Raw genomic sequence first — 17,843 nt, 5'->3', positions numbered from 1 at the left:
GCGAAAGGCGTATGACGCAGGTACCTCGGGTGGTGATCGCCGCCCCCCACTCTGGGAGCGGCAAGACCACGGTCGCCACCGGCCTGATGGCGGCCCTGGCTGCGCGTGGACACCGTGTGTCCGGGCACAAGGTTGGACCCGACTACATCGACCCCGGGTACCACGCCTTGGCCACCGGGCGCCACCCCCGCAACCTGGATCCGGTGTTGTGCGGTCCCGAACGGGTGGCTCCCCTGTTCCGGCACGGCGCGCACGGCGCCGACGTCGCCGTGATCGAGGGCGTGATGGGATTGTTCGACGGGGCTGCCCAGCCCGATGTCCCGTTCGACGGCCCCGGTGACTTCGCCTCTACGGCGCATGTGGCCACACTCGTGGGTGCGCCCGTGATTCTCGTCGTGGACGCGGCGCGTAGCAGCCGCTCGATCGCCGCGCTCATCCACGGCTTCCGCAGTTTCGACCCGAGGGTTCGTATTGCCGGAATCATCCTCAATCAGGTCGGTTCGCAGCGGCACGAAGAGCTGCTCCGCGCCGCCGTGGCGGAAACCGGACTTCCCGTGCTGGGTGTCCTGCGCCGCAACGCAGAGGTGAGCACACCCTCCCGGCACCTGGGCCTGATTCCGGCGACGGAGCGCGGAACCGAGGCCGGGGCCGCGGTGGCCGCACTGGGTGCCACCGTCGACGCAGCCTGCGACCTGGCGCAGATCCACGACATCGCCCGCACGGCGGAACCACTGTCCTGCGAGCCCTGGAACCCCGAAACGGAGCTGGCGTTGCCCCAGACCCACCCGCGGGTTCGAATCGCCATGGCAGGCGGGGCGGCGTTCACTTTCTCCTACCGCGAGCAGGTGGAACTGCTCGAGGCTGGTGGCGCCGAGGTGGTCCCCGTGGATCCACTCCAGGCCCCGCGGCTCCCCGGTGAGACCGCCGCGCTGATCATCGGCGGTGGGTTCCCCGAGGAGCATGCCAGCGACCTGTCCGCGAACCAGCCACTGCGCGAGGCGGTGGCCAAACTCACCGAACGGGGTGCACCGGTCGTCGCCGAATGCGCCGGACTGCTGTACCTGTGCCGAAGTCTGGATGGTCTCCCCATGGCGGGAGTGCTGCCGGCCCGTGCAGAGATGACCCCACGCCTCACCCTCGGCTACCGGTCCGCGGTGGCCGTGCGGGACTCCGTGCTGGGGCCAGCCGGCACCCGCGTACACGGTCACGAGTTCCACCGCACGGCCACCACCCCGCCCTCCGGCCCGGACCGGGGAGCCAATGGGCGGCTGGGGGCAGCCTGGCAGTGGAACAGCGACGGCCCCGAAGGCTTCGCCAACGCGCGCCTGCACGCCTCCTACCTGCATGTGCACTGGGCCGGTGCCCCGGAACTGGCCCGCCGGTTCCTGGCCGCGACAGCCCAGCACTACATGGGGCGGGCGGCATAGCAGCGCCGGGTGCATTGTCCGCACGCCACCCCGGGGCTGGAACTGGGGCCGCCCGCCCGGCCATGGGGCCCGGAAAGCCGATGCGGGCGTCGACGAATCGGCAGGCCGTCGCGGACTCTGCTCGTCGGGTCTACGTTCGCGCAGCCCAACGGGACCGGCGTCGGGGCCGGGACGGACTCACCACTCGATCCCCCGCTGCCCCTTCTGCCCCACGTCCATGGGATGCCTCACCTTGGACATCTCGGTGACCAGATCCGCGGCGTCCACCAGTCTGGGGTCGGCATCCCGGCCAGTGATCACGACGTGTTGCGTCCCGGGCCGCTGCGCAAGGGTGGCAACCACATCCTCCACATCCACCCATCCCCATTTCATGGGATAGGTGAACTCGTCCAGGACATAGAGCCGATGGGTTTCGGCGGCCAGGTCCCGCTTGATCTGTTCCCAGCCCTCGGCCGCGTCGGCGGCATGGTCCTCGGTTGCGCGTCGATGCCGGATCCAGGACCACCCCTCCCCCATCTTGTTCCAGCTGACAGTGCCACCCTCGCCCGATTCGGCGAGGGTGCGCAGGGCACGTTCCTCCCCGATGCGCCACTTCGCGGACTTGACGAACTGGAACACGCCGATCGACCACCCCTGGGCCCAGGCTCGCGTCGCGAGCCCGAACGCCGCCGTGGATTTCCCTTTCCCGGGGCCCGTGTGCACCATGACCAGCGGACGGTGCCGGCGCTGACGTGTGGTGAGTCCGTCGTCGGGGACGTAGTCGGGCTGGCCCTGTGGCATGGCGTTCGATCAGCTCCTTCAGCAAGGGGACGTCATTTCGGTGGACAGGGGTCAGGCTGCCTGGTTCGGCTGGGTGTACTGGCGAACGATTCCGCTCAGCTCACTACTGGCCAGGTCGTTGAGGTCGGTCCGGTTCCCGGCGAGGGCGGTCGCGAGTCTGCCGGCGTTTCCCAGGCGTACCGGCCCCGCCTCGCAGTCCACCACCACCGACTCCACGTCCGCGGAGCGCAACCAGCCACACATCCGCAGGGCCTCGTCGAAACCACCATGGGTGGACCGGCCGTCGGTGACCAGGATCAGTAGGGGGCGACGTCGGGGATCACGCAGCCGCTCGTTGCGTACCGTCTCCGCGGCGGTACGCAGTCCCGCGCCCAGCGGGGTACGCCCCCCGGTGCGGAGGTCGCGCAGACGCCGAGCCCCCGCCTCCACCGAGGATGTCGGGGGGAGTGCGAGCTCAGCGCCCGCGCCGCGGAACGTGACGAGGCCGACCTTGTCCCTGCGCTGGTAGGCGTCCATCAGGAGACTCAGGACCGCCCCCTTCACGGCGCGCATCCGACGGCGGGCGGCCATGGATCCACTCGCGTCCACACAGAACAGAACGAGGTTGCCCTCCCGTCCCTCCCGGACCGCCTCACGCAGGTCGCTGCTGCGGAGCACCAACCCGCCACCGACACGCCCCCGCTGCTGCTGGTGGGGGGCGGCGGCCCGCAGGGTGGCCGTCAGGTGCGGTGAGGTCACACGACCACGCGGGACCCGGGATCCGGAGATGCGCCCCTGTGGAGTCTCCGCACGGGATCGGCGACCGGGCGTACCGGATCCCATTCCGTCCACCCGAAAGACGGGGGGCCGATAGGTTCCCTCCGGATCCTCGGGTTCCCGAGCGCCCTGGGGCTGCTTCTGGGAGCCGTCATCCTGCCCCTCTGCCCCGGTTCCGGAGCCGGACGCAGAATCCGCCGGGCTCTGAGCCGTTCCGGAGTCGGGAGGCTGCTCGGTCTCCCCGGCATCCCGCTGCTGCTGCGAGGTGTCTCCCGGCGACGGGGGCTGTGCCCCCTCAGTGTCTTTTGGGTCCGCATCACCCGCCTGGTCCAGGGCCTCCTGGAGCCGGTCCTCGTCCAGGTCCGGGGCGTCGAACGGGTCACGACGACGCCGGTGTGGCAGAGCAAGACGTGCGGCGTCCCGAACGTCGTCGGTGGTGACCTCGGGGTGGGCCCGCCAGGCAGCGAGCGCGGTGGCCGCGCGGGCGGTGACCAGGTCGGCGCGGAGACCGTCCACGTCGAAGGCCGCGCAGACCGCGGTGACCTGTTCCAGGGCCGTGTCCGTGAGCTGGACCTGGCCCAGCCGCTGCTGGGCGTCGCGGATACTGGTGGCGAGCTCGGCGTCAGCCTCGGCGTACTGGGCGGCGAAGGCGGACGGGTTCTCCTCGAATGCCAGCCGACGGCGCACCACCTCGGCCCGCTCGGCAGGCTCCCGGGTTGCGGTCGCCTCGACAGTGAGCCCGAAGCGGTCGAGGAGCTGCGGCCGTAGTTCCCCCTCCTCCGGGTTCATCGTTCCAACGAGCAGGAACCGTGCGGCGTGGGAGACCGAGACTCCTTCCCGTTCGACGTGGGAAACTCCCATCGCGGCGGCGTCCAGCAGCAGATCCACCAGATGGTCGTGCAGGAGGTTAACCTCGTCCACGTACAGGGCGCCGCGGTGGGCCTCGGCGAGCAGGCCGGGTTCGAAAGCTTTGACTCCGGAAGTCAGGGCCCGCTCGATGTCCAGGGAGCCGGCCAGCCGGTCCTCGCTGGCCCCGACCGGCAGTTCGACCAGGCGGGCCGGGCGGCTGTGTGTTGTTTCGGCGTCGACGGTGTGCGGCCCGTCGGGACAGTCGGGATCGGGCTGACGCGGATCGCAGGAGAAGCGGCATCCGGCCACAACATCCAGGTCCGGTAGCAGTGCGGCAAGTGCCCGCACGATGGTGGACTTGGCGGTGCCCTTCTCCCCACGCACGAGCACGCCGCCCACTCCGGGCGATACGGCATTGATCAGCAGGGCCAGCTTGAGGTCGTCCATCCCGACGACCGCGCTGAACGGGTAGCGAGCGGTGGCGCTCACGCAGCTCCATCCTTCCTTGGGAATCCTCGCCCACAGGTTTGGTTCTCGGGTGTCGCCCAGTCTCCTGACTTCCAGATCTTCGCTGCCCGCCGCCTTCCCACCGGCGATGCGGCAGTGGCTGTATGGGGGCCGCTTCCTGGTCACAGTGGCGGGACCGTCCCGGACTCACACCGGGTTCCTGCTGCTGACACCGTCGTCCAGGATCGCACACCCGCCGCGCCCCCATCCGGCGGGGGCCGGGCCCCTACCGAGCCCGGCGACGCGAAACTCTGAGCTCGGGGCGATGCAGAGCACGTGGTGTGGTGCTGTACGGGGGCAGCCCGGAACCCGGCCCACCGGACCCTGGTTCTCGGCGCCAGCGCGGACAGGCTGCGCACGGAATGGCCCCAGGACACGTTCGGCCTGCGGTGCCCTGCGCACACACGCAAAGGGCTGGCGTGAAGGGACGTTCAACGTCCGTCCACGCCAGCCCTTGATCCGTAGCGGGGGCAGGATTTGAACCTGCGACCTTTGGGTTATGAGCCCAACGAGCTACCGAACTGCTCCACCCCGCGTCGATGCGTTTTCAACGTTAGGGGTTGTGGCGGGGGTATGCAACTCGGCGTGGCCGCACAGGGGCCGGGTGTGTGGCATCGCACAGCGTGGAGCCGCCAGTTGGGGCCGCTGGTTTCCGGCGATTCCTGCCGGGGGCGACCGGTGGAGGTGCGTTCTAGGATGCGCAGCACCTGAAACAACGCGTCGTGGTGGAGGGGCTGGATGAGTGACACGGGCGAGGAGACGACGGGGCTGGTCTTCCACTCGGCCAGAGAGTTGGCCGGGTTGCTGCACGCGGGTGCGGTGTCGGCGCGGGAGGTGGTCCGGGCCCACCTGGACCGGATCGAGCGGGTCAACCCGAAGATCAATGCGGTGGTGTCACTGTGTGCGGAACGTGCCCTGACGGAGGCCCACGCTGCGGACGAGCGGTGGGCGGCCGGTGCGGCCGTAGGGCCGCTGCACGGGCTACCGATCGCCCACAAGGACACGCATGCCACCGCGGGAGTGCGCACCACCTCGGGCTCTCCCCTATTTGCCGACCACGTTCCGGACCGGGACGAGCTGGTCGTGGAACGGATCCGCGCCGCGGGGGCGATCACGGTCGGCAAGTCGAACGTTCCGGAATTCGCGGCGGGCTCGCACACCTTCAACCCGGTGTTTGGGACCACCCGCAACCCCTACGACGTCTCCCGCTCGGCCGGGGGCAGTAGTGGGGGCGCGGCGGCGGCTCTGGCCGCTGGCTTGCACCCTTTGGCCGAGGGTTCGGACATGGGGGGCTCGCTGCGGAATCCGGCCTCGTTCACGAACGTGGTGGGTCTGCGCCCGAGCCCCGGGCGGGTCCCGTCCTGGCCGGCGCCGTTGGGCTGGTCGACTCTGAGTGTGCAGGGACCGATGGCTCGGAGTGTGGACGATGTGGGCCTGCTGCTGTCCGTTCTCGCCGGCCCGGACGCGCGAAGTCCGATCGCGGTCCCGGAGTCCCCGGATCGGTTCGCCGCTCCGCCGGAGGCGGATGTGGCGGGGCTCCGGGTGGCGTGGAGCCCCGATCTGGGTGGGGAGTTCCCCACGGACCCGGCGGTGCTGGCGGTGCTACGTCAGCAGCTCGGCGTCTTCGACGAACTGGGCTGCACGGTTGTGGAGGCCACGCCGGACCTCTCCGGCGCCGACGAGGCGTTTCGCACCCTGCGGGCCTGGACTATGGCGAGCAATCTGGGGCCGCTGTTGGACGCGGCCCCAGATCAGCTCAAGCCGAGCCTGGCGTGGAACATCCGACAGGGCCGCACCCTGGACGGGGCGGATGTGGCGGCGGCGGAACGCCGACACACCGAGCTGTACCACCGGATGCGGGAGTTCTTCATGACCTACGACGTCCTGGTGCTTCCGGTGAGTCAGGTGGTTCCGTTCCCCGTGGAGCAGGAGTACCCCACGGAGATCGACGGGGTGGCCCAGGCGACCTATCTGGACTGGATGCGTTCGTGCTACCTGATCTCGATCACGGGATGCCCAGCCCTCTCGGTGCCGGCGGGGTTCACACCCGAAGGCCTGCCGGTCGGACTCCAGATCGTGGGGCCGCATCTGGCGGAACGCCGCCTACTGGAGGTGGGACGGGCATTCGAGCGGGGCACCGCGGCAGGGGCCCGCCGTCCAGTCGTGGGGTAGCGGCCGCACGCCTCCGGCTGGGAGCTTCCTCCGGACGTGGATCCCGTGCCCTAGCGCGCGGGAATTCTGCCGCCTCCCTGCTCCGTGACGTCCAAGATCAGTCCCAGACCCGGGTGAGCAGCCACTCCTGAGTATGCGAGTCGTACCGCAGCTCGTAGGCGCCAGGGGCAGGCCCCGTTCCGGCATGCACCCGCCAGTACTCACGACGACGCAGAGCTGTGTCCCGGTGTGGACTCTGGGTGGCGGCGGGCTGCTCGGGCTCCGTCGAGTCCCAGACGGCCGGGAGGGTCACCCAGTGCTCCACAATCCGCCGCACCACGTACAGCCGCCCGCGCCACAGAAACCGCACCGGGCGCCCGGAGCAGGTCCAGACCTCGACCCGAGCGGCGAACAGCGTTCCCATACTTCCCCCAGCACCCACGACGAACGGATGGCTTCTCGGCCCGACCCCGGGGAAGAAAGATCGAACATGCGTACGAACTATAGCCCAGATCCTGGTATGGGGAAACCACTGTGTACCGTGGGCTTTCCAGCCCGGGTCCGCACCGGGGACCGTTGCGGTCTACGCTAGGCGGCAGTCAATCCAGCGACCGCGTAAAGGACCGACCACAGTGACCGGGAGCGAGCACGCCAAACCGCTTCGCGCCGGCGACCCCCAGGAGCTCGGCCACTACACCGTCATCGGCCGGCTCGGCCGCGGCGGCATGGGGACGGTATACCTCGCCGAGTCCCCGCAGGGACGCAGTGTCGCGATCAAACTGATCCATCCAGACCTCAGTGACGACCCGGACTTCCGACGCCGGTTCGCCCGCGAGGTATCGGCGGCACGCAGCGTCGCCCGTTTCTCCACGGCGGCCGTGCTCGACGCCCAACTCGACGGGGACCCGCTGTATATCGTCTCGGAGTACGTTTCCGGGCCGAACCTCGCCGAAGCGATCCAGGCCGAGGGGCCGATGGCCGGGGGCACCCTGGAAAGCCTGGCTGTGGGGGTCGGCGCGGCCCTGGCCGCCATTCACGGGGCCGGCGTCGTCCACCGCGATCTCAAGCCCGCCAACGTGTTGCTGTCCACGGTGGGGCCGAAGGTCATCGACTTCGGAATCGCGCGTGCCCTCGACGATGGTGGCGGTGCCACCCGCTCGAGCCAGCTGATGGGCACCCCCGCCTACCTCGCCCCGGAACTGATCGAGGGACACCCCGTGACCCCGGCCTCGGACATCTTCTCCTGGGGATGCCTGGTCGCCTACGCGGGAACCGGACGCGCTCCGTTCGAGGCCCCGTCGATCCCCGCGGTGCTGCACCAGATCACGACCCAGGATCCGGATCTCGACGGGCTCGACGCACGCCTCGCCGGCCTGGTCACCCAGGCCCTGGCCAAGGACCCGCAGCAACGTCCCGGAGCCCAGCAGATCCTCAACCAGCTCGTCGGGCACGAGGAGCCGAGCAGCGCCGAGATCGACCGCACGGTCAGCACCAGCTGGTCCCCACCAGCGGTAGTCACCGGCGAGGTGGCGACGCCATCGGAATCACCGGAGCCGGACGGCGAGGCGGCACACCCCGCAACCCGTCCGTACGACGCGGCGGGCACCCCCGGAGCGCTCCCCACCTCTCCCCCGACGGGGGATCCCCATGCGGGGCCACCGCCCGGAGCCCCCTCCGGCCCCCAGCCCCCGATGCCGCCCCAGGCGCACGCAGCAGGCCCCCACGCCGGATATCCGGGACACGTCCCCCCGGCGGGCCCGTACCCGCCCGCCTCCCCCGGCACCCCGAACGGCCCACCGGGCGGCCCCCCACCCGGTGCTGTGGCCGGGGCTGCCCCCACCGGAGGGCGACAGCCCCGTTCCTCGCAGCGTGCGCTCCTCCTCGCCGGTGGTGGCGTCCTTGCTCTGCTGGTCCTCGCCGTGACGATCGTCGTGGTGACCCGCCCACCCGGCCCCCCGGACGGGCGTCTGCTGTACACGGAGAACTTCAGCAACCCGGACGCCGACGGAGCCTGGGACGGCGGTTCGGCATTCACACTCGACGAGACCCGTGGCTATGACGATGGACACTTCGTGCTGCGGGCCCACGAGGAGCGGGAGAGCTCCGGGGAGTACGCGCCCTACGACGACCCGCATCCGGACCGGATGCTGGTGTCGGTGGACACGGTTGTCCACAGCGGCCCCGGGCACGGCCAGTATGGAGTGCGTTGTTTCCGACAGGACGATGTGGTGGACAACACCTACTACGAGGCCGTGGTCGACATCGACGGGGGCGGCGCGGAGCTACGTCGCCACGTCGGCGAGGACGAGTTCCTGGAGTCGGGGGTCCAGGTGTCCAGCGGACAACTGGCCTCCACCGACAGTGTGTCCGGCTACGAGAGCCCGGACCCCGACACCGCCGGGACCGACGACGAGGTGGTGAACACACTGACCCTGTCCTGTGAACTTGATCCGGAACGGGACACGATGACCCTCCGGCTGTGGGTCAACGACACCTTCGTGTTGGAGGGGCAGGACGACGAGGACACCCTGCTACCGGTGGATGCGGAGGACGGCCGGGAAACTGCACTGTCGGTGTGGCGTACCGCGGGCAGCGGCGACGACGTCATCGTGTACTTCACCGACTTCGAGCTACACGAGCTGGACGATGCCTAGGGCATAGCCGCGGGCCGAGACGCATGTTGCCCACAGCCGGACTGGCCCGGTGGTCCGGTCCGGACACACCCGAATGAGCTCGATGTGTGCTGATTTGAAATCATACGGGGATGCCTCATCGCACCCCTTACCCAGTCATGATTGCTTCCGGTGTGCTGGCCCTGGCCGCCGTCACCGCGTGTGCGAGTGACACGACGGGGTCGGGGTCTCCCCCCGGAGAAGCAGACGGCGCGGACGTGTCCGATGATACGGAGACGCCCGACGAAGCACCCGCGGTCGACCCTGACGATCTTCTCCCCCCGGATTCGGCGTATCCCGACGGCTACGACGTCTCCCGCGAGGACCTGCCGAACGTCCAGAACCCCGAATCGGCGGAGTTCACCAACGTCGATCCCCCCGAATGCGCTCCCCTGACGGACCACGAGCCGGATCTGTCCGTACTCGACGAGATGGAGATGGCCGCGCAGCTCGCGGAGCCCGAGGACCTCAACCCCATCTACACCTTCGTGGTGTTCACCGATGTTCCGCCGGAGTCGGAGGTCGAGGACGAACTCGCGGGCGTGGACGAGGAGCTGCTCGCACACTGCTCCGACATGACGGTTGAGGACACGGATACCGACAGCGTGTTCCACATGTCGCTCGACTACTTCCACCCGGACGCCCCGGGCGTTGACGGTGCCTTCAGCACGACCACCGAAGGTACGGGCATGGCGAGTCAGGTCCGGCTCACGGCCCGGTTCGCCGTCGGTGAGATGAACGACGTCCACTTCCTACTGACCTCGGTACGGCCATACGCTCCGGAGGAGTCCCTCGACCAGGCCCGTATCCAGTCCGGGAACGAGGAGTTCGGCGAGGTTCTCGACGAGACCGTCCAGCCGCTGCTCGAACTGTGACCGGCACGCACCCACCCCACGGCTGACCTACGCCATGTTCCGTCCCGGCCCCGGCCGGTGTGGCCGGGACCGGGACGGGGCACACTCAGTTGCTCTCCTCGCGGGGCGGTGGGAGCTGCTCGTCGGGCCGCCCCTGTGCGGCGGCATGGGCCTCAGCCTTGGCGTCAGCCACGGCCGCCTCCGCCGCTTCCGCCGCGGCGTCTGCGGCCTCACTCAGCCGGGAGGGGTCGAGGCTCCACTCCTCACCCGTGGTCAGTTCCGGGGGTGTGGACTCGCCGGACTCTCCGGAATCCGTACCACTGTCCTCGCCTCCAGAACTGGTGGACTCCCCGGACGCCACCTGACCGACCTGGTCGGTGAAGGCCTGGCTGACATTGCGCACCGCCTGGGTCAGCTCTCCCGGGATGACCCAGAAGGTGTTGCCCTCGCCCTTGGCGAGGGAGGGCAGCATCTCCAGATACTTGTAGGCCAGCACCTTGGAGTCGGCATTGTTCGCGTGGACCGCACGGAACACCCGTTCCACGGCCTTGGCCTCACCGTCGGCGCGGAGGATCGCCGCCTGCTGGTCGCCCTGCGCCTCCAGGATCGCCTGCTGTTTGGCACCTTCAGCGGTGAGGATGCGAGAACGGCGCTCACCCTCGGCGTGGAGAATCACAGCGCGCTTATCGCGTTCGGCGCGCATCTGCTTCTCCATGGCCTCCTTGATGGTGGGTGGCGGATCGATCGCTTTGATCTCGACGCGGTTCACGCGGATCCCCCACTTGCCCGTTGCATCGTCGAGGACACCGCGCAGCCGGCTGTTGATCTCCTCCCGGGAGGTCAGGGTGCGTTCCAGGTCCATACTGCCGATGACGTTACGCAGGGTGGTCACGGTCAGCTGGTCGATGGCCTGGAGGTAGTTGGCCACCTCGTAGGCTGCTGCCTTCGGTTCGGTGATCTGGTAGTAGAGCACCGTGTCGATGTTGACCACGAGGTTGTCCTCGGTGATCACGGGCTGGGGGCGGGAGGAGAAGACCTGTTCCCTCAGGTCGAATTTGGTGTTCACCCGGTCCACCCCGGGCACGATGAAATTCAGTCCGGGATGCAGGGTGCGCAGGTATCGTCCGAATCTCTCGATGTTGTAGGCGCGGGCCTGCGGAACGATCCGCACCGTGGACACGACCGCCAACACCACGACAATCGCGATGACGAGTGCCACTATCTCCACAGCTTAGTCCTCCCCTCGTGGTCCACCCGCGCCTGCACGCTGCCGAAGCCACTCATGGCAGCAGCTCACGCGGATAGACCACCGCGGTGGCGCCCTCAATCTCCATCACGTCGACGAACGTCCCCTCCGGAATCACCTGGTTCTCGTCGAGCGTGCGTGCCGACCACTCTTCGCCGGACAGCTTGATCCGACCGTTCAGCGCACTGACTTCCTCAATCACCACTGCCTGCCGCCCAACGAGCGCATCGGCGCCGGAGCGCAGCACGGGCGGCTGCCGGAAATGGCGCTTGGCGATGGGACGCACAATCCACAGGCCGGCCGCGGCACTGACCACGAAGGCCAGGATCTGCACCACGACAGGCATCCCCAGTGCGCCGACCACCCCAGCGATCAGCGCGGCGGCGGCCAGCAGGCCCAGGGACAGGGTGAGGGTCATTGCCTCCGCGACACCCAGGGCCGCGGCCGCGATCAACCACAGGATCCACACCGGCATAGCTAACGGCCTCCCGTCCACTGGCGGGTATCCCCAACCTACCCCTCATATGGCCTTCAGCACACTTTTGGACCGTCTCATTCCGAAACCGTTCTCCGACCGCTCGCCCAACCTGTCCACCGTTGGCGCCGCGGTGCAACAATCGGTGGCATGAGTCACCTCGGCCCGCCGGATCCCAACGACGATCCGCATCACGCTGTTTCGCCCTGGGCCGGGGAGCAGTTCCCCGGTGGGTTTCCGCACCGCGGCCCGGCGGAGGGAAGCCCCCCGGAGCAGGTCCCCGCGCCGCAGGTGGGCGGGTGGCAGCCCCTGGGCGCACCCGGGCCCGCGCTGGAACCACAGATCGCGGTGCTCGGGGACATCACGGTCACAGCGACGCAGGTGATCACCCCGGCAGGAACCTTTCCGCTCCGGGGAAGTGTGTGGTCGGTCCACGACCTGACGCATGTGGAGCGTCCCATCCCCACCTGGGCGATCGTGCTCAGCATCGTGGGGTTCTTCTTCGTGTGCGTCTTCAGCCTGCTGTTGCTCGCCGTCCGGGAGACGGTGGTGCGCGGCCACATCCAGGTCCGCGTGCGTTCCGGGGAGCACGACCACACGACGACGGTTCCGGTTCATTCGGTACCACAGGCCCAGCATGTCCACGCTCAGGTGAACTATCTGCGCCATGCGGCCATGAGCTGAACGGTGCCGTAGCCCCGAGCGGTTCCGGCAGGAACTCGCGCTGTGGGGCCGGTGGATCCGGGGCAGGCCCCGACGGGACCACACCCCGTCGTTATTCTTGGTGGATCAGCCCGCCCCGGCTGGTGGAACCACGGGCAGCTGTTCCGGGGGCCCGGCGGTGATGAGTCGCCACACGGCTTCGGTGTCCATGTGGTTGACCACCAGATCCCCGAGTGCGTCCAGGCGGGCGGTGCGCTCGGCAGCGAAGTCGGTGTCGGGGGCGGGCACGAAGTCGCGCCGGGTGCGCTGTGCGATGTCGGCGAGCAGGGCCCGGCGGAAGTCGTTGTTCTCCAAAGCCCCGTGCCAGGTGGTACCGAACACGGAGCCACTCCGGCATCCATCCAGGAACGGAACCGTGTCGGGCGCCGCCTGGTCCCAGTTGACGGTGGCGGTGCCGTGGTGGATCTCGTAGCCGGTCACAGGATACCCGAAAGCGCTCCCCCGAGGCCGGGCCAGGGTCTTCTGGGGCGCGAAGACCACCCGGGTGGGCAGCAGCCCGAGCCCAGGAACCGTACCCCGCTGGGACTCCACGCTGTCGTGAATCTCGTGGGCGAGCATCTGGTGCCCCCCGCAGATCCCCAGCACGGGGCGCCCCCGCTGTGCCCTGCGGAGCAGGGCCACATCCAGCCCACGTTGGCGCACCCAGTCCAGATCGGCGACAGTGGCACGGGTTCCGGGCAGAATCACCAGGTCGGCATCGGCGAGCTCGTGGGGCTCGGTGACGAACCGCACCTCGACCCCCGGTTCGACCGTGAGGGCATCGATGTCGGTGAAGTTGCTGATGCGGGGCAGGCGCACCACCGCGACCCGCAGCGGATCCGTCCCCCGGGGAGTACCGGTGGGGCCGCGTTCGGCCCCCAGCCCCAGCGAGTCCTCAACGTCCAGCCACAGCCCGTCCAGCCACGGCAACACTCCCAGGGTGGGACGGCCGGTGAGCCGCTCCAGCATGCCCAGGCCGGGGTCGAGCAGCTCGGCGGCACCACGGAACTTGTTGATCACGAACCCGGCCACGAGTTCCTGGTCGGCCGGCTCCAACAGGGCGAGGGTCCCGTGTAGGCCGGCGAAGACCCCGCCCCGGTCGATGTCCCCCACCAGGAGCGTGGGCAGCCGGGCGGAGCGTGCCAGGCCCATGTTGGCGATGTCCCCGGAACGCAGATTGATCTCTGCGGGGCTACCCGCGCCCTCACAGATCACGACATCGTAGCGGGCGCGCAGCTCGGCGAGGCTCTGCGCGGCGACCGCGCGGAGGCGTTCCTTGTGGTCGTGGTAGGTGACCGCGTCGGCCTCGCCCTCAGCCGTGCCGCGAACCACAACCTGGCTACGGCGGTCACCTCCGGGTTTGAGTAGGACGGGATTCATGTCCGGGCTCGGCTCGATACCGCAGGCCGCCGCCTGCATGGCCTGCGCCCGGCCGATCTCGCCCCCGTCCGGGGTAACCACGGAGTTCAGCGACATGTTCTGGGCCTTGAACGGGGCCACCCGCAGGCCGGAACGGGCCAGCCAGCGACACAGGCCGGCCGCCACCACGCTCTTGCCGGCATCAGACGTGGTGCCGGTCACCAGCAGCGCCCCACTCATGGACGACCTCCCGCGCGGCGGCTCAACGCGAGTGCCGCCGCGGCGGCCACAACCGTACTCACAGCGGTGACGGCACGACCCAGGCGCACCGCCCGCCGGATGTCCGCGGGCTCCGGCCGGCGCCCGGAGCCGAGTTCGGGCCGGTGATCGACCGTGTGTTGATACCGGTTGGCTCCACCGAGCCGCACCCCCAGGGCACCGGCGAACGCGGCTTCGCACTGGCCGGCGTTCGGGCTGGGATGGTGGCGACCGTACCGCGCACGGGCGTGGCTGGTGTCCGTGGGGCTACCGCCAACGAACCTGGCGGTGGCGACCGTGGCCAGCGCGGTCAACCGAGCGGGCACCCAGTTGGCGAGGTCGTCAAGGCGGGCGGCTGCCCACCCGAAGTTCGTGTAGCGCGCACAGCGATGACCGACCATGGCGTCACAGGTGTTGATCACGCGGTGACCGAGCAGGCCGGGAAGGCCGAGCAGGGCGCCCCAGAACAGGGGGGCGACGACCGCATCCGAGGTGTTCTCGGCGACCGACTCCACGGTGGCGCGGCTGATCTCGGAGGTGTCCAGATCCCGGGGGTCGCGTCCGCACAGCCGCGGCAGGCGGTTGCGCGCGTCGGCGAGGTCTCCGCGCTCCAGCGCAGCAGCGATACCCTCGGCTTCGCGCTCCAGCGTGGTAGCTCCGACACTGGCCCAGGTGGCCAGGGCGACGGCGGCCGTGTGGCCGCCCGGAACGGTGCGTAGGCAGCGGTGGGCACCGACGGCGGGCGCGACGACCGCGGCCAGGCACAGCGCGAGATACGCGGCGCCCCGAAGCCGGGTGGGGGCGTACAGCCGTTGCTCCAGGCGCGTGGCCGCAGCGCCGAAGACCGCCACCGGATGTCCACGCCGAGGATCGCCCAGGACCCGGTCCAGCGCAACACCAGCAAGGAGGCCACCGGCGACGGCCGGGCCGCTGGTCGGGTGATCGGTTCTGATTGCCACGCAGCTTACGGTAACCGGTACGCGGCGTAGTTCCCTCGCCGGCCCCTTAGCTCCAGGGTGTACGAACCGTTACGACCCCGCCCACCGTTGACTACATATTGACATTGAACATATACATAGAGATATGGGGAGGGGCCTCGGCATGACCGCCGGGGAAAGGGGTGGGCCGGATGATGCTCACGTTCGTCACCGTGCTGGTACTCGTCAGCGGGCTCTGGGTATGGTGACCCGGATCAGATCAGCCGGGTGTCGCCCGTCCGTGCGCACGCCGGGCGGCACCCGCAACTGGCCGGAACCGGACGCGGTCATGACACCGCCACTCCAGGCCGATCGGGACCAGGACAACGCAACTCACTGCCAGCCAATATCACATGACGCAACACGAGATCCCCCGAATTCCTCTAGAATGCCACCGCAAGGACCACCAGCACCCGTAGCTCAGTGGATAGAGCAGCAGACTTCTAATCTGCCGGCCGCAGGTTCGAATCCTGCCGGGTGCGCCACTCCGGACCAGAACGTTCGCCCCTTATGTCAGTGCAGTCGCGCTCGATGAGGTGCGCGAAGCTGCCCACGGCGACTGAGCTACACCGGTCAACGTCGCGCCCCCCGGAGTGCCAGCGCTGCGGCGAGCTGCCGGGGGATAGTGTCCACTCCCGGTTTCAGGTCGTCGGCGGTGAAAGTGAACAGCTCCCAACCCAGCTCGCGCAGACGGTTGGCGCGGGCGAGGTCGATGGCCCAGCGGTCGCGGTGCAGCAGGCCGTCGTACTCGACGCCGAGCTTGAGCTCCGCATAGGCCAGATCCAGCCGCGCGACGAACTCCCCCCCACTCGTCGTGGACCTTCACTTGGGCCTCGGGCCTGGGCAGTCCGGCGCGCACGATACGCATGCGCATCCGCGACTCGCCCGGGGACTCGGCCAGCGGCTCGCACTGCGCGGCCACCGCGGCCACCTGACGCACGCCCCGGATTCCGGCGAGGCGGGCCTGGGCAACGAAGCCGGCCAGAGCGTCAGGGGTGAAGGCATAGCGGCGGGCCAGGGCGTCGGCGGCGACCACGTGCTCGGTGAGGTCGCCGTGCGGGGCCGGCCGGCGGGTGGCGCCATCCACAAGGGCAGGGGCGGCCCGTTGGAGGTAATGCGACCACGCGTCCCCTGCATACGCACTCCTGCCCACTCCCAGTGGTCAGAAGTGGGCGTGACTGGGCAGGAGTGCGTGTTTCGGCGAGGGCACGGGGATCCGAGGAATCACTGGTTCGTGCCCCACCATCCTTGACATACCGACTGGTCGGTGTGCGAACGTAGCTGAGACTCACATCACGTCAGACCACGGTCGAGTCTCCGCTGCTCACCACTGGGGCACGGCACACCTCGACAGCAGCCGGTCGTGTGTGCCGACGTTGTAATGCTCAGGAGGAACCGTATGGCGGCCCCTACAGGAGCCCAGCCGATAGACCGCAAGATCGGTCTCCTCGGCGGCATGGTGCTGATGACCGGCACGGTCGTCGGAATCAGTGTCTTCGTACTACCGGGCGAACTGATCGGTGCCGCGGGCCCGAGCATCGCGCTCGCCCTGGCCCTCACCGTGGTCCCAATGGTGTTCTCGATCCTGGCGCTGCTCCAACTTGGTGGCGCCATGCCGGTGGCCGGCGGTCAGTATGTCTACCCCTCGCGCCTGGTGAAGCCACTGTGGGGCTACATATCGCTGTTCATGATCATCGGGGCCATCTGGTCGACCCTGCTGTTCACCGCTGTTGGCTTCGCCGAGTTCATGCGCTTCTTCGTGGACCTCCCCGCTCCCGCGCTGGCCTTCGGCGTGCTCCTGGGCTTCCTCATCCTGAATCTCTTGGGAGTGCGCCTGGTCACCGGCGTTCAGATCGCCATGGTGTGCGGGATCTTCCTTGGCTCGCTGGCCTTCATCATTCCGGGCAGCGGCCAGATCGACGTCGGGAACTACAGTCCGTTCCTGCCGGAGGGTCTCGGCCCCATGCTGCTCGCCATGATCTCGCTGTACATCCCGTTCCAGGGCTACTCGATGATTGTGGAGCTCGGCGAGGAGCTCAAGAATCCGGTCCGGAACATCCCTCGGGTGCTCGCGCTCGGGATGACGGTGTCCGTACTGCTCTCCGTCGGCCTCGTCGGCGTCTTTGTTGGGCTCGACTCCTGGACCAACCTTGCCGCCTATGGTGGCGGAGGAATCGCGCAGGCCGCAGGCGAGGCCATGCCCACCGCCATTGGTGGAGCCGTGGCCGCCGCGGCCATCCTGGGCGCACTGACCACCGTGAATGCTCTGGTCATCTCCTATTCCCGTACCCTCATGCGGGCCGGACGAGATGACGTGATCTCCAGCAGCATCGCCAGGATCCACCCGGTCAGCCAGGTGCCGCACCGCGCTGTCATCGTTCTGGTCGTCCCCCCGATGGTGGGGGCGCTCTTCACCCCGGATGTCGTCCTACTGACGACCTTCCTCGGGATGATCATCCTCTACGGCAACATCATGACCGCGTTCGGCCTGTGGAACCTGCCGAAGCGCTACCCGGAGCACTACCGCACCTCGATCTACCGGCTGCCGATGCCGCTGCTGCGGATCACCGCCATCGTCAGTGCGACGATCGCGGCCCTGCTGTGGTTGGTGGTGCTCGCCGGTGCCCCAGGCGTGTTCGCGGCGGTCTGCGCCGTCCTCGTGGCTGGCGCGATCGGCTATGTTCTCCGGCGTCGCGCGATGCTCGGCCGCGGGATCGACCTGGACGAACGGCTGCGTCACCTCCATTCCTACGAAACCCACGACCCGTCTGCGGGCTCCGCGGCGGAGGCGCTCAACCGGGCGGCTGCCGCATCCCGGAGCTAGGGTCTG

General features: G+C 69.1%; 14 protein-coding genes, 2 tRNA genes and 1 riboswitch. Of the genes, 7 read left to right on the top strand and 9 right to left on the bottom strand.

What is annotated here, in order from left to right:
* The first annotated feature begins 11 nt into the window (after positions 1 to 11).
* Positions 12 to 1,427 (top strand): cobyrinate a,c-diamide synthase, encoded by a 1,416-nt coding sequence (locus tag RIF23_RS12250; RefSeq protein WP_310912626.1) that lies wholly within the window; start codon positions 12 to 14, stop codon positions 1,425 to 1,427.
* Positions 1,428 to 1,604: 177 nt separating this feature from the next.
* Here the strand turns inward: RIF23_RS12250 and cobO are convergent, their stop codons facing one another.
* The 3 genes from cobO to RIF23_RS12235 form a co-directional block, all read right to left on the bottom strand.
* Entirely contained in the window at positions 1,605 to 2,207 is a 603-nt protein-coding gene (gene cobO, locus RIF23_RS12245; protein WP_310912625.1) for a cob(I)yrinic acid a,c-diamide adenosyltransferase, read from the bottom strand.
* A gap of 51 nt (positions 2,208 to 2,258) precedes the next feature.
* Positions 2,259 to 4,301, bottom strand: a complete 2,043-nt coding sequence (locus tag RIF23_RS12240) for a putative cobaltochelatase (protein ID WP_310912624.1) — start codon at positions 4,299 to 4,301, stop codon at positions 2,259 to 2,261.
* Positions 4,302 to 4,338: 37 nt separating this feature from the next.
* Positions 4,339 to 4,511, bottom strand: a riboswitch (cobalamin riboswitch).
* A 270-nt stretch (positions 4,512 to 4,781) separates the two neighbouring features.
* A tRNA-Met gene (locus tag RIF23_RS12235) sits at positions 4,782 to 4,855 on the bottom strand.
* 202 nt (positions 4,856 to 5,057) lie between these two features.
* Between RIF23_RS12235 and RIF23_RS12230 the strand changes: the two genes are divergently transcribed.
* Complete coding sequence (locus RIF23_RS12230; RefSeq protein WP_310912623.1) at positions 5,058 to 6,491, top strand: amidase; 1,434 nt, start codon at positions 5,058 to 5,060, stop codon at positions 6,489 to 6,491.
* 97 nt (positions 6,492 to 6,588) lie between these two features.
* On the opposite strand, the gene RIF23_RS12225 is transcribed toward RIF23_RS12230, so the two are convergent.
* Positions 6,589 to 6,894, bottom strand: a complete 306-nt coding sequence (locus RIF23_RS12225; RefSeq protein WP_310912622.1) for a DUF6504 family protein — start codon at positions 6,892 to 6,894, stop codon at positions 6,589 to 6,591.
* Between the two features lie 208 nt (positions 6,895 to 7,102).
* On the opposite strand from RIF23_RS12225, the gene RIF23_RS12220 reads away from it, so the two are divergent.
* Both RIF23_RS12220 and RIF23_RS12215 read left to right on the top strand, forming a co-directional pair.
* Entirely contained in the window at positions 7,103 to 9,124 is a 2,022-nt protein-coding gene (locus RIF23_RS12220) for a serine/threonine-protein kinase (RefSeq protein WP_310912621.1), read from the top strand.
* Positions 9,125 to 9,360: 236 nt separating this feature from the next.
* Positions 9,361 to 10,017, top strand: a complete 657-nt coding sequence (locus tag RIF23_RS12215; protein WP_310912620.1) for a hypothetical protein — start codon at positions 9,361 to 9,363, stop codon at positions 10,015 to 10,017.
* A gap of 85 nt (positions 10,018 to 10,102) precedes the next feature.
* Here the strand turns inward: RIF23_RS12215 and RIF23_RS12210 are convergent, their stop codons facing one another.
* Positions 10,103 to 11,224 (bottom strand): SPFH domain-containing protein, encoded by a 1,122-nt coding sequence (locus RIF23_RS12210; protein WP_310912619.1) that lies wholly within the window; start codon positions 11,222 to 11,224, stop codon positions 10,103 to 10,105.
* Positions 11,225 to 11,276: 52 nt separating this feature from the next.
* Positions 11,277 to 11,717, bottom strand: coding sequence for an NfeD family protein (locus RIF23_RS12205; protein WP_310912618.1), 441 nt, complete (start codon positions 11,715 to 11,717; stop codon positions 11,277 to 11,279).
* Between the two features lie 150 nt (positions 11,718 to 11,867).
* Here RIF23_RS12205 and RIF23_RS12200 point away from each other — a divergent pair, with 150 nt between their 5' ends.
* The gene (locus RIF23_RS12200) at positions 11,868 to 12,401 is read left to right on the top strand and encodes a hypothetical protein (protein ID WP_310912617.1); all 534 of its coding nucleotides are present in this window, start codon (positions 11,868 to 11,870) and stop codon (positions 12,399 to 12,401) included.
* A 105-nt stretch (positions 12,402 to 12,506) separates the two neighbouring features.
* Here the strand turns inward: RIF23_RS12200 and RIF23_RS12195 are convergent, their stop codons facing one another.
* Positions 12,507 to 14,018 (bottom strand): cobyric acid synthase, encoded by a 1,512-nt coding sequence (locus RIF23_RS12195; protein WP_310912616.1) that lies wholly within the window; start codon positions 14,016 to 14,018, stop codon positions 12,507 to 12,509.
* The gene (locus tag RIF23_RS12190) at positions 14,015 to 14,989 is read right to left on the bottom strand and encodes a cobalamin biosynthesis protein (RefSeq protein ID WP_407659465.1); all 975 of its coding nucleotides are present in this window, start codon (positions 14,987 to 14,989) and stop codon (positions 14,015 to 14,017) included. Before RIF23_RS12190 ends, RIF23_RS12195 begins: the two co-directional genes overlap by 4 nt.
* 433 nt (positions 14,990 to 15,422) lie before the next feature.
* On the opposite strand from RIF23_RS12190, the gene RIF23_RS12185 reads away from it, so the two are divergent.
* Positions 15,423 to 15,498 (top strand) — tRNA-Arg (locus RIF23_RS12185).
* 88 nt (positions 15,499 to 15,586) lie between these two features.
* Here RIF23_RS12185 and RIF23_RS20820 read toward each other — a convergent pair.
* Positions 15,587 to 15,793, bottom strand: a complete 207-nt coding sequence (locus RIF23_RS20820; protein WP_407659464.1) for a DUF559 domain-containing protein — start codon at positions 15,791 to 15,793, stop codon at positions 15,587 to 15,589.
* A gap of 619 nt (positions 15,794 to 16,412) precedes the next feature.
* Between RIF23_RS20820 and RIF23_RS12180 the strand changes: the two genes are divergently transcribed.
* Positions 16,413 to 17,837, top strand: a complete 1,425-nt coding sequence (locus RIF23_RS12180) for an APC family permease (RefSeq protein ID WP_310912614.1) — start codon at positions 16,413 to 16,415, stop codon at positions 17,835 to 17,837.
* Positions 17,838 to 17,843 lie beyond the last annotated feature (6 nt).

The sequence above is a fragment of the Lipingzhangella rawalii genome (assembly GCF_031628175.1).
Classification (GTDB): domain Bacteria; phylum Actinomycetota; class Actinomycetes; order Streptosporangiales; family Streptosporangiaceae; genus Lipingzhangella_A; species Lipingzhangella_A rawalii.
The sequence above is the reverse complement of the archived record's forward strand: the minus strand, read 5'-3'. Positions and strand labels throughout refer to the sequence as shown.

Coding starts and splice junctions, on each gene's coding strand:
- RIF23_RS12225 (WP_310912622.1), bottom strand. CDS start 6,894: ATGGGAACGCTGTTCGCCGCTCGGGTCGAGGTCTGGACCTGCTCCGGG.
- RIF23_RS12195 (WP_310912616.1), bottom strand. CDS start 14,018: ATGAGTGGGGCGCTGCTGGTGACCGGCACCACGTCTGATGCCGGCAAG.
- RIF23_RS12250 (WP_310912626.1), top strand. CDS start 12: ATGACGCAGGTACCTCGGGTGGTGATCGCCGCCCCCCACTCTGGGAGC.
- cobO (WP_310912625.1), bottom strand. CDS start 2,207: ATGCCACAGGGCCAGCCCGACTACGTCCCCGACGACGGACTCACCACA.
- RIF23_RS12205 (WP_310912618.1), bottom strand. CDS start 11,717: ATGCCGGTGTGGATCCTGTGGTTGATCGCGGCCGCGGCCCTGGGTGTC.
- RIF23_RS12200 (WP_310912617.1), top strand. CDS start 11,868: ATGAGTCACCTCGGCCCGCCGGATCCCAACGACGATCCGCATCACGCT.
- RIF23_RS12230 (WP_310912623.1), top strand. CDS start 5,058: ATGAGTGACACGGGCGAGGAGACGACGGGGCTGGTCTTCCACTCGGCC.
- RIF23_RS12180 (WP_310912614.1), top strand. CDS start 16,413: ATGGCGGCCCCTACAGGAGCCCAGCCGATAGACCGCAAGATCGGTCTC.